10 protein-coding genes are annotated in these 11,639 nt (G+C 40.4%); 4 read left to right on the top strand and 6 right to left on the bottom strand.

The genetic code is table 11. The features are described 5' to 3' along the window. Positions 1–130: 130 nt before the first annotated feature. Both AUR67_RS00085 and mnmE read right to left on the bottom strand, forming a co-directional pair. On the bottom strand, positions 131–871 hold the full coding sequence (locus AUR67_RS00085; RefSeq protein WP_058583669.1) for an isocitrate lyase/PEP mutase family protein: 741 nt from the start codon (positions 869–871) through the stop codon (positions 131–133). A 147-nt stretch (positions 872–1,018) separates the two neighbouring features. Continuing rightward, a complete protein-coding gene (gene mnmE, locus AUR67_RS00090; protein WP_055022068.1) occupies positions 1,019–2,383 on the bottom strand; it encodes a tRNA uridine-5-carboxymethylaminomethyl(34) synthesis GTPase MnmE in 1,365 nt (454 codons plus the stop codon). Positions 2,384–2,592: 209 nt separating this feature from the next. On the opposite strand from mnmE, the gene AUR67_RS00095 reads away from it, so the two are divergent. Then, positions 2,593–4,740, top strand: a complete 2,148-nt coding sequence (locus AUR67_RS00095) for a TonB-dependent siderophore receptor (protein WP_058583670.1) — start codon at positions 2,593–2,595, stop codon at positions 4,738–4,740. 9 nt (positions 4,741–4,749) lie between these two features. Next, entirely contained in the window at positions 4,750–5,955 is a 1,206-nt protein-coding gene (locus AUR67_RS00100) for a PepSY-associated TM helix domain-containing protein (RefSeq protein ID WP_058583671.1), read from the top strand. A gap of 56 nt (positions 5,956–6,011) precedes the next feature. Here AUR67_RS00100 and yidC read toward each other — a convergent pair whose 3' ends face one another. From yidC to rpmH, 4 genes are all read right to left on the bottom strand, one after another. Beyond that, on the bottom strand, positions 6,012–7,643 hold the full coding sequence (gene yidC, locus AUR67_RS00105; protein WP_058583672.1) for a membrane protein insertase YidC: 1,632 nt from the start codon (positions 7,641–7,643) through the stop codon (positions 6,012–6,014). A gap of 8 nt (positions 7,644–7,651) precedes the next feature. After that, the gene (yidD, locus tag AUR67_RS00110; protein ID WP_054563758.1) at positions 7,652–7,924 is read right to left on the bottom strand and encodes a membrane protein insertion efficiency factor YidD; all 273 of its coding nucleotides are present in this window, start codon (positions 7,922–7,924) and stop codon (positions 7,652–7,654) included. 128 nt (positions 7,925–8,052) lie between these two features. After that, positions 8,053–8,475 (bottom strand): ribonuclease P protein component, encoded by a 423-nt coding sequence (gene rnpA, locus AUR67_RS00115; RefSeq protein WP_058583673.1) that lies wholly within the window; start codon positions 8,473–8,475, stop codon positions 8,053–8,055. A gap of 7 nt (positions 8,476–8,482) precedes the next feature. Beyond that, positions 8,483–8,617: a 50S ribosomal protein L34 gene (rpmH, locus tag AUR67_RS00120; RefSeq protein WP_045980711.1), complete on the bottom strand. Its 135-nt coding sequence runs from the start codon at positions 8,615–8,617 to the stop codon at positions 8,483–8,485. Positions 8,618–9,123: 506 nt separating this feature from the next. Between rpmH and dnaA the strand changes: the two genes are divergently transcribed. Then, the gene (gene dnaA / locus AUR67_RS00125; RefSeq protein ID WP_058583674.1) at positions 9,124–10,521 is read left to right on the top strand and encodes a chromosomal replication initiator protein DnaA; all 1,398 of its coding nucleotides are present in this window, start codon (positions 9,124–9,126) and stop codon (positions 10,519–10,521) included. A 13-nt stretch (positions 10,522–10,534) separates the two neighbouring features. Then, complete coding sequence (dnaN, locus tag AUR67_RS00130) at positions 10,535–11,638, top strand: DNA polymerase III subunit beta (RefSeq protein ID WP_054563760.1); 1,104 nt, start codon at positions 10,535–10,537, stop codon at positions 11,636–11,638. The last annotated feature ends 1 nt before the right edge of the window (position 11,639 follow it).

Genomic DNA, 11,639 nt, shown 5'->3' on the forward strand with positions numbered 1-11,639 from the left:
TTAAGAAAATTAGTTATCAAAAAGGGCTGTTTTATGAAAATAAATTCAAATTTCCGCGTTTTTTTATGATCAAATCAGCCTTTAGATCTAAAAAAGCCCCAAATGTGGATAACATTTTTAGCTCGCTAAGTTAGTTTTCGATCTGAGTTAAACTGGTTTTTATCGTATTACCGACTAGATCATAGAGTGAATTACCCAATGAAAACCGTTTTGCACCACCAGCGAAAGCGGCTTTTGCTGAGTTAAAATTGCTCATTGCCATCACATTTAATGGCATATCTATTGTGTTAGCTAAGCTGGTTATGTGCTCTATGTTAGTTAAGCCGGGCACAAACAGACCGTCTGCACCTGCATTTTGATACGCTTTTGCTCGCTTTAATGTTGCTTGAAAAGGGGAGTCACTAACAAAGTAGGTATCGGTTCTGGCGTTTATAAATAAACCACCGAAGCCATTTTCGTTAAGTACTTTCTTTATTTCACTAATAATAGTGCATTGCTGTTCGATAGATCTCAGTGCGTTAGTGTCTTTATCTGAGTCCTCTATGTTGATGCCTACAACTCCTAATCTTGCTAACGCTAAAACGTTTTCGCTAATTTGCAGCGGATCATTACTGTAGCCTGACTCTATATCCACAGAGAGTGGAATATGAAGGTGTTCGGTTAAGCTTTTAACCAGCGCTAATTGAGTTTTAAAAGAGATGTTTTCACCATCAGCTAACCCTAAACTGGCAGCAATTCCCCAGCTGGTTGTTGCTACTGCTTTAGCTCCCGCTGCTTGGATGAATTGTGCTGAACTAAGATCCCACGCATTAGCAAGTATAAAGCCGCTTTGCTGGTGGTGTAATTGGTGAAAGAGTTGATATTTGTCCATGATGTCCTCCGTTTAATGACATCGCTAGACTAATTGATATGAGGTTAATTACTGGCTGGTTTCGGCCCTGAACCGATAATTGATTAGTTGGAGTAAAAACAAAAAAAGAGTCTTGCGACTCTTTTTTATAATATTGATGACCGGAATTTATTTACCAATACAGAACGAACTAAAGATTTTCCCAAGTAGGTCATCAGAGGTAAATTCACCCGTTATCTCATTTAAGAACTGTTGAGTTAGGCGTAATTCTTCAGCCAAGATTTCACCAGCAATATGCATCTCTAATTGCTCTTTGCCTGTGTTTAAATGATAGGCAGCATGATCAAGTGCATCTAAGTGACGACGACGTGCCATAAATCCACCTTCTGTGGCGCCTTGGAAACCAATACATGCTTTTAAGTGAGTACGAACTAACTCTATACCCTCTGCATTTTTAGCGCTTAAACGGATCACCGGATATTGATCATGTTCATCCATACCGACATTTTCACCGGAAATATCGGCTTTATTTCGGATCACAGTAACACCCATCCCCTCTGGTAGCTTGGCCATAAACTCTGGCCAAATATCATGAGGGTCAGTGGCTGATGTATCAGTGCCGTCTAACATAAATAATACGCGATCGGCTTGGTTAATTTCATCCCATGCGCGTTCAATACCAATTTGCTCTACTTTATCTGGGCTTTCACGCAGGCCTGCGGTATCAATAATATGTAGTGGCATACCATCAATGTGGATATGTTCGCGTAATACGTCACGTGTTGTACCAGCTATTTCGGTAACGATAGCAGCATCACGGCCAGCTAACGCATTAAGTAGGCTTGATTTACCAGCGTTAGGGCGACCAGCAATAACAACACGCATACCTTCACGCATGATGCTACCTTGTTTAGCTTGCTGAGTTACATTCTCTAACTGATCAATAATGGCATTGAGATCTGTTGATACTTTACCGTCTGATAAAAAGTCGATTTCTTCATCTGGAAAATCAATAGCGGCTTCAACATACATACGTAGGTGAATGACTTTCTCCACCAGCGTTTCGATGTGCTTAGAGAATTCACCTTGCAGTGATTGGAGGGCGCTTTTTGCTGCCTGTTCACTGGTTGCATTAATTAAATCGGCAATTGCCTCTGCTTGAGTTAAATCAAGCTTATCATTCATAAATGCGCGCTCAGAGAACTCACCTGGTTTTGCTAAACGTACACCGTCAATTTGGCTAATTTCTTTTAATAGCATATCAAGTACAACAGGGCCGCCATGACCTTGTAGTTCTAATACGTCTTCGCCGGTAAATGAATTTGGCCCTTGGAAGTAAATAGCAATACCTTGGTCAAGTTGTTCACCGTTCAAGCTTTTAAATGGTACATAGTCTGCGTAACGTGTTTTAGGACAACGGCCAATAATCTGTTCTGCCACTGTTTTAGCTAAGCTGCCAGAGACGCGAATAATACCAACCCCACCACGTCCTGGTGCGGTCGCTTGTGCTGCAATTGTGTCTTGATTAATCATGCGATGAAATAATGCCAATAAAAGAATGAATGCTGGCTCTATTGTAACCTATGGCTTAATTTCATGCGAATAGCTGTTTGAGTAATGAGATAGCAAAAGTCTGATGTAAGTAATACTTTATTTAGCTTTAATTAATAATAAACGACCATTGCAAATGATAATTATATTCATTACCATGTTTCGCATTCTAAATCTTATCGTTTTTTATTATGCGTCTTTCTGCTGTTTTTATTGCACTTGCTGCTGGTTTTTCGGGCGTTGCCCATGCTCAAAATGAAGTGACTACTTCGGATCAAAATGATTCTAAAGAACTCGAAAAAATAGAAGTTGTTGGCCGTGCGTTTTCTTTATATCGCCCAACCGAGTCTAGCTTTGCTACTCGTACCAATACACCTTTAGAGAAAATTCCTCAGTCAATTCAAATTTTGCCGCAGGAGCTGATCAGTGATCAGGCTGCTCGCCAAATTACCGACCTTTATAGCAATATTGCTGGCGTTAATGCCTTTAGTTATTCGGGCGTGACATTCCGTGGTTTTCGCCAAGATGAGATTTTATATGATGGCGTAAAGGGCGATCCTTTCAATGGCTTTGCTGTACCGCAATTATTTAATATTGAACAAGTTGCGGTTTTAAAAGGGCCTGCTGGCGCTATATACGGTAGTGGTAATCCGGGTGGTATTATTAACTATGTAACTAAGAAGCCTAAATTCACCAGTGAACATAGTATTGAAGTTGAAGTAGGTAATGATGACTTCTTCAGTGGTGCATTAGAAAGCACTGGAACCTTGAGTGAATCACTTGATAATCATGCTTACCGTGTTGGTCTTTACCGTGATACTGAAAAGCCATTCCGTGCTAATACTAGCAGCGATAATACCATTGTTGATCTTGGTTATACGTGGCTTATAAACAGTGCAACCGAATTGACCACTCAGTATACCTATATAGAGCAAGAGTTGGGTGGGGCACGTTTACGTGGTGTACCTGCTGATGATAATGGCAATTTTCTTACTGATATTAGCTGGAATCATAACGAGGCGACAGACTTTCAAAATGTTGAAGCCCATGTCTACCAGGCAACTTTAAAACATGAGTTTAATGATGTTTGGCGCACAGATGTCACAGCACGTTATTTTGATAACAAAGAAGTGCAAAACTACCATGAACCAAGAGGCCTAGTAGATACAGATGAGGACGGTATTGTTGATTGGAGCCATCGTGAGTTTCGTGATCAAGTACGTGAGAACGAAGGCTTTAGCTTAACAGCTAATGCGATTGCGGAGTTTGCTTTTGCTAATATGCAGCATCAAGTGCTGTTTGGTAGTGATTGGTATGAACATGATTTTGAAAGCGTTTACCGTACAGCTAAGCAACAAAGTAAAGGTGGCCCAGTACCAGGACTTGCTCTTAACAACCCTGAATATGGTTTAACCTCTGCTGATGATTATGACCTTGATAGTATTACACCAAGGCTTGGGAAAACGAATAGCACCCGCTTTGGTGCCTACTTGCAAGATCAGCTAGATATCACCGCTAATTGGAGTGTGACAGCTGGCTTAAGGTATGATCGTTTTGAAGATAAAGATCTGTTAAATCAAACCGAGTTTTCTGATAGCGACTTAACTTACCGTATTGGTACCAGCTATAACATTAACGATATGTTCTTCCCTTATGCACTACATGGCACTGGCTTTGTGCCGCAAAGTGCAAGTAATCAAGAAACAGCAAAGGGTGGCCCATTTTCGCCAGAGACTAGCCGTATTAACGAGTTAGGTTTAAGAACCAAGCTATTAGCAGACACACTTGCTGTTAATATGGCTGTGTACGATATTGTCCGCGAAAACATCCTGCAGCCTAGCTTATTAGGTGATGTTGCAGGTGACGGCGTTGATGACTTAGTTGCTGTTGGTGAAGTACAAAGTAAGGGCTTTGAACTTGAAGTGGTTGGTGACATCACTGAGCGCTGGGTAGTTACTGCAAGCTACGCTTATAATGATACCCGTATTACTAAAGCCAACGACAGCATTCGTAACCAAATTCCTGATAGCGATAAATTTGCTAACGCGCCGCAAAATACCCTAGGTATATGGACACGCTATGAGTTACCTAGCTTATCGTCATCTATTTCTGCTGGCTTAGACTATGTTGATGAACAGCTTAGTTTAGGTGGTCAACGTGTTAAACCTTACACTGTTTACAACATGGCGTGGCAAACAACCGTTGATAACTGGCAATGGCAGCTATCAGTTAAGAACCTATTTGATAAAGAATATGCAAGCAGTGGCTTTATCGAGCGAACAGGGCACTTTCCTGGTGAGCCACGCCGTGTTTATTTAAGTGCTAAATACAGCTTTTAATGGTGGCGTGTGAACGCTAAAAGTTGGTTTAACTTACATTCTTGGGCAGGACTCTTTGTTGGAGTCCTGCTTTTTGTTACCTGCGTATCGGGAACACTCGCTACGTTAAGTCATGAACTCGAGTACTTAACAGACGCTAAGTACCGTGCTTTAACTTCTTCTGCTTCGACTAACTACCCAGCTCTCGAAAACACCCTTAATGAGAATTATCCGCAAGCTCAGTTACTTTATATCCAACGTCATAAGCAAGATTACCTTGCCATTGAAGCGGCTCTTAAAGTCGGTGATTCATTTCGCTTTGTTTATTTAGATGCTGCAACGGGTCGCTTACTCGGTGAAGGAGAGTGGGCGCGGATATCGCGGTTTTTACGTAACTGGCATATGAACTTGTCGATGGGCTGGACAGGTAAATTAATCGTCACCAGTTTGAGTATTTTACTCGTTATTTTATTGGTTTCGAGTTTTTATGTGTATCGGCGCTGGTGGCAAGGCTTTATGAAAAAGCCTGCTGCGCTAAGCCTTGATAAACGTAGTAGTTGGTCTGATTGGCATAAGCTGTTAGGGCTTTGGAGTTTATGGTTTATTGCTGTGATGGCCATCACAGGGGTTTGGTATCTGGTAGAACATGGGCTGCAAACTGCGAAGGTACCTCACTATGTCTCTATTCCACATGCTGTAAGTGAGTTTAAAAAACAAAGCCCTCGCAAAGGTCTATCGCCAATTAGTTTAGCTACAGCTTATAAAGCAGCGCAACAGGCGTTTCCTAGCCTTGATATTCGCTATATTCGTTATCCTAATAAAGCAGAACAGCCTATTGAAGTGCGTGGTTATAACGATGATATTTTATTGCGCCTGCGTGCTAACCGGGTTTATTTAAAACCAAGTTCCGGTGAAGTTCTAGGCATACAAAAAGGGGAAGAACTAAACCTGCTTCCACGAATTAAAGACACCGCTGATCCGCTGCACTTTGGTAACTTTGCAGGAATTGGTACTAAGCTTATTTGGGGTGTATTTGGTGCATTAATGAGCTTTGTAAGCGCTGCAGGCATCTATATGAGTTGGCTTAGGGTTAAGCGTAAAACAACGGCTGTAAAGTGGCTTGGTTTATCTGGAGTGGTTGCAATCGGTTTGGTAGTTGCTTCGTTACTAACAACGAGTTTGAGCTTTACTGAACGCAGTGTACCTAATCAAGTTTATTCTCCTATTCTCGGTTAGCTTTTTTCAGGCATTAAAAAAGGCGCAGTTAGCGCCTTTTTTATTGGGTTAAGAGTTTAGCCTCTTACCTTAATACCTTTTTTCTCCATACCGCGGTAGATGATTAGCATCTGTGCGATTGAGATAAGGTTCGATACTAACCAGTAAAGTACTAGGCCAGATGGGAACCATAAGAAGAAAATAGAGAATACCACTGGCATAAAGGTCATCATTTTTTGCTGCATAGGGTCAGTAACCGTCATAGGTTGCAGCTTTTGAGTGATGAACATACTTAAACCAAATAAAACCGGTAATACGTAGTATGGGTCCATTGCTGATAAGTCATTTAACCATAAAACGAATTCAGCATGACGTAGCTCAGTTGATTCTAAGAATACGTAGAATAACGCTAAGAAGATTGGCATTTGTAGTAACAGTGGGAAACAGCCACCCATAGGGTTCACTTTTTCTTTGCGGTACATTTCCATCATAGCCTGACCGAATTTTTGACGGTCATCACCATACTTCTCTTTTAGTGCAGCCATTTTAGGCTGAAGTGCACGCATCTTCGCCATTGACGTGTATTGTGCTTTAGTAAGCGGGTACATTGCCGTTTTAACGATAATCGTGATTGCAATGATAGCTAGACCCCAGTTACCTAAGATACCGTATAACCACTTAAGTAATACGAATAATGGTTGTGAGATAAAGAATAACCAACCATAGTCTACAGTTAGGTCTAAGTCTGGGTGAATTGCTTCTAGTACGTCAGACTCTTTCGGGCCCATATAGTAAGTTGAGCCAAGCGTTGCTTGCGAACCAGCTTGTACATTAACTGCTTCACCTTTAACACCAATAATTGCTGCATTACCTGATACAAGTTTGCTGTAAAGAGTGTTTTGCTGATCTTGCTTTGGTACCCACGCACTTACAAAGTAGTGTTGAATAAATGCAATGTAGCCGCCAGATGTGGTGATATTAAGGTTTTTATCAGCCATGTCTGAGAAGCTGTATTTTTCATACTTCTCTTCATCTGAGCCATAAGCGCCACCTAAGTAGTTTTGATCTACTAAGCTACCTTTTTCTTGTACTGTGCGTTTTACTTGCGTGTATAACTGAACTTGAATTGGATCAGCTGTTACGTTGTTTACTGTGTACTCTAAATCTACAGCGTAGTCGCCTTTTTTGAAGATATAAGTTTTAGTAAACGTCACACCTTTACTGTCAGTAAACTCAAGTGGTACACGTAGCTCATCACCCGTTAAAGTGAATGCTTTTTGTGTGGTTTTATAAACAGGGCGACCAGCAACAGTTGCGTCAGGACCATTTAAACCAATTAAGCCACTTTGCGAGAAGTATTGCTTACCATCGAACTCACCTAATAGCATGTAAGGTGTGTTACTGCCTTTTTCTTCTTCGTACTGAAGTAAGTCTGTTTCAATGATGTCACCACCACGGGTGTCAATTTTAACAGTGAATACATCAGTTGTTACATCGATAACTGAGCGCTTTGCTGTCGTTACAGCTGGAACTTCACCGTCAGATGATGCTGGAATAAAGTCATCAGATTCTGGTGTTGTTGCGCCTAGTGTTTGTGTTGTGGCACTTGGATCAGCCTTTGGTGCGTTGTAGTCGTTATTCCATTCTTGAAATAATAAAAACGACACAAGCATCAAGCCGATTAATAAAAACGTGCGTTGCGATTCCATAACAGCTCTTATTTCTCGTGTTGGTGGTTAATATGATTTTTTGCCGGTACGGGATCATCCCCACCAGCATGTAAAGGGTGGCATTTTAATATGCGTTTAACAGCTAACCAACTGCCTTTTACACTTCCATGCAAATTAATTGCTTGAATAGCGTAACTAGAGCAGGTTGGATTAAAACGACAATGCGGGCCTAATAGTGGACTTATCCATTTTTGATAGCCGCGTATTAGCATGACTAAACAGCGCTTTGGAATAGCAACAAGTGGTTTAAGTAACCTCATGATGTGTCTGCCCCTGCGTTAATTTAGTCAATGGATACCATGAATTTAAATTCCCATCGTAGAATTTTAAATGCATGATTAAAAGGTGAGCTAAAGATACCTTAATTAAGCCTGTAATTCTATTGCTATCAGGCTTGTTTATTAGATTTAGCTGATTTATTCGGGCGTTTTTTAAATGGTGGTGGTTTAGGTGCACCAGGCTTGCAGCGTTCGTTAATTTTTCGCCACAATTTATTTAGTTGCTTTGTTAGCTCTTCGTTGGACTGTTCATCAATACCACTTTTAACCATAAGCACAATATCAATGTTATCGAGTTTATGTTGATTTAAACGGAAACTTTCGCGAGCAAGTCGTTTAATTCGATTACGTTGACAGGCTTTTTTAACGCGTTTTTTGGCGACCGTAAGACCTAATCGAGGATTAGTTTGGTCATTGCGTTTAGCTAATAGGGTAAAGAAAGGAGTCGCAGCGCGTGCTGGTTCATTAAAGATTCGAGAGTAATGCGAGGGAGTTAACAGACGTAACTCCCTGCTGAAGCTAAAGTCTTCCACTTATATATTAAGCAGAAAGAACTTTACGGCCTTTAGCACGACGACGAGCTAATACTTTACGGCCATTTGCTGATGCCATACGAGCACGGAAACCGTGTGTACGTTTGCGTTTTAAAACGCTAGGTTGAAAAGTTCTTTTCATAACAATTCCATCCGATCGGTTAAGGTTAAAACATCCTATGCAGGTCGCGATCCTGGCACAGGTGCCATTGCGAGCGCGAGATATTATAGATGAAGACAACAAAAGTCAATCATTAAAACGCTGCAGAGGCCGTAATTATAAAGGATCCTTTTAACTGATCATATAGGATCATCATAAATAAGAAGTTTTCCACAGCCTCTGTATAAAAAGTGAATAAAAGCTTGGGAAAAGCCAATTCGATCGTAGAATTTGATCGCGATCTGCCTGCAAATTTGTTATGATCACTGTTCGAGCTTAAAAAATAATTTTCTTAAAAATCAGTGTTTTATTCTTTTATGTTGCTGAGATCATATTTTTCATAAAAATCAATCTTGTACTTGTGGATAAAGTACCTTCATAATAGTCGGTCTGGGCCAAGAAAGTTGGTCAAAGATTAGCAATAAATGTTTGATTTTCCATCATTAAAGATGAACGGGAATAAAAATTAAATCTCTGGGAGTTTAACTGTGTATCTGTCGGTTTGGCAAAGTTGTTTATATGTATTGCAAGATGAATTGCCTTCACAGCAATTCAGTATGTGGGTAAGACCACTTCAAGCAGAAAGTACCGAAGATACGTTGACTATATATGCACCTAACCGTTTTGTTTTGGATTGGGTGAGAGAAAAGTATTTAAACCGTATTAATGAACTACTCGTTGAAATTTGTGGTGATGAAGCACCTGAGTTACGTTTTGATGTTGGTAGTAAACCTATTTTAAATGCCCAAGTGGCATCTGCACCGGCTGCAGCAGAAACGAGCGCATCTGTTCCACAACAAACTGCTGAAAAGCAACAGCCAAAACCTGAAAAAGCAGCGGTCGAACCTGCACCAAAATCAGGCTATAAATCAAACATTAAAGAAAATTATACCTTTGATAGCTTTGTTGAAGGTAAATCAAACCAATTAGCAAAAGCTGCAGCGACTCAAGTTGCAGATAACCCAGGTTCAGCATTTAACCCTGTATTTATATACGGTGGTACTGGCTTAGGTAAAACTCACTTATTACACGCTGTTGGTAACGGTATTATGGCTAATAAGCCAGACGCGAAAATTGTTTATATGCACTCAGAGAGATTTGTGCAAGACATGGTTAAAGCGTTACAAAATAATGCCATAGAAGAATTTAAACGTTATTACCGAAGTGTTGATGCATTGATGATCGATGACATTCAATTTTTCGCTAATAAAGAACGCTCACAAGAAGAGTTTTTTCATACCTTCAATGCTTTACTTGAAGGAAATCAACAAATTATCTTAACTTCAGACCGCTATCCAAAAGAGATAGAAGGGGTTGAAGATCGCCTTAAATCACGTTTTGGTTGGGGCTTAACCATTGCTATTGAGCCGCCAGAACTTGAGACGCGCGTTGCTATTTTGATGAAAAAAGCACAGCAAAGTAAAATCAATTTACCTCACGAAGTTGCCTTTTTTATCGCTAAAAAGTTGCGTTCAAATGTGCGGGAATTAGAAGGGGCGTTAAACCGCGTTATTGCTAATGCAAACTTTACTGGTCGTCCGATTTCAATCGACTTTGTAAAAGAAGCACTACGTGACTTACTTGCGCTGCAAGATAAACTGGTAACGATAGATAATATTCAACGCACTGTTGCTGAGTATTACCGTATTCGTGTATCAGATTTACTATCTAAACGTCGAAGCCGTTCAGTAGCAAGACCACGTCAAGTGGCCATGGCATTATCAAAAGAACTTACAAATCACAGTTTACCTGAGATTGGCGACGCCTTTGGTGGTCGTGATCACACAACTGTATTACACGCTTGTCGTAAAGTTAAATCACTACGTGATGAAAGCCACGAAGTGAAAGAAGATTATCAAAACTTAATAAGAACCTTGTCATCTTAAGGCCGACTTTATTATGCAAATAACAATATCAAGAGAGCAATTTTTAAAACCTTTAGTTCAAGTGTCTGGTGCGATTGAGCGTAAGCACACCTTACCGATTTTATCGAACGTACTGTTAGTTGTTGAAAATGGACAACTTTCGATGACGGGTACCGATCTTGAAATTGAGTTAGTGGCGAGTGTGTTTGTCGGTGAAGATACAACAGATACGCAACTCACTTTACCAGCTAAAAAGTTACTCGATATTTGTAAAAGTTTACCTGATGGCTCAGACCTAACGTTAAGTAGCCAAGATCATCAGTTACTATTAACAAGTGGTAAAAGCCGTTTTTCTTTAACTACGCTGGCCGCTGAAGATTTTCCGAATCTTGAGCAGTGGGATGGTGAAGTTGAATTTCAACTAACGCGTTTAGAATTACGTAAACTTTTAGAAAGCACGCACTTTTCTATGGCGAATCAAGACGTACGTTATTATTTAAACGGTATGTCATTTGAAGTTGATAACGCAGATATTAAAACAGTGGCTACAGATGGTCACCGTTTGGCGATTGCACAAAAGCAATTACCACAGTCTTTAAATACACAACGTCAGTTAATTATTCCACGTAAAGGTGTGCAAGAAATTATGCGCCTAATGGTGGCTGATGATGAGCTAGTAACCATTCAATTTGGTGCTAACCATATTCGTATTATTGATACTGAGTTTACGTTTACCAGTAAGCTGGTGGATGGTCGTTTCCCTGATTATCGTCGTGTATTGCCACGTGGTGGTGATAAAGTGATTACTGCTAACCGTGAATGGTTGCGCAGTGCTTTCCAACGTGTGTCTATTTTATCGAATGAAAAGTTCCGTGGTGTACGTTTGAACTTGTCTGAAGGTTTATTAAAAATTACTGCAAACAACCCTGAGCAAGAACAAGCTGAAGAGGTGGTTGAAGTAATGTACCAAGGCGGCGAACTTGAAATTGGCTTTAACGTTTCTTATGTACTTGATGTGCTTAATACATTAAAAACAGAAGATGTAACCTTTACACTTGCAGACTCTAATAGCAGTGCGCTAATTGAAGGTGCAGGTGACGAAGAAGCTATGTACGTTGTAATGCCGATGCGCCTATAAG

It is taken from the genome of Pseudoalteromonas sp. XI10 (assembly GCF_001469895.1).
GTDB lineage: Bacteria > Pseudomonadota > Gammaproteobacteria > Enterobacterales > Alteromonadaceae > Pseudoalteromonas.

Bases quoted from the DNA above. Each gene is read 5' to 3' on its own strand.
- AUR67_RS00085 (WP_058583669.1), bottom strand. From the start codon at position 871: ATGGACAAATATCAACTCTTTCACCAATTACACCACCAGCAAAGCGGC.
- mnmE (WP_055022068.1), bottom strand. From the start codon at position 2,383: ATGATTAATCAAGACACAATTGCAGCACAAGCGACCGCACCAGGACGT.
- AUR67_RS00095 (WP_058583670.1), top strand. From the start codon at position 2,593: ATGCGTCTTTCTGCTGTTTTTATTGCACTTGCTGCTGGTTTTTCGGGC.
- yidC (WP_058583672.1), bottom strand. From the start codon at position 7,643: ATGGAATCGCAACGCACGTTTTTATTAATCGGCTTGATGCTTGTGTCG.
- yidD (WP_054563758.1), bottom strand. From the start codon at position 7,924: ATGAGGTTACTTAAACCACTTGTTGCTATTCCAAAGCGCTGTTTAGTC.
- rpmH (WP_045980711.1), bottom strand. From the start codon at position 8,617: ATGAAAAGAACTTTTCAACCTAGCGTTTTAAAACGCAAACGTACACAC.
- dnaN (WP_054563760.1), top strand. From the start codon at position 10,535: ATGCAAATAACAATATCAAGAGAGCAATTTTTAAAACCTTTAGTTCAA.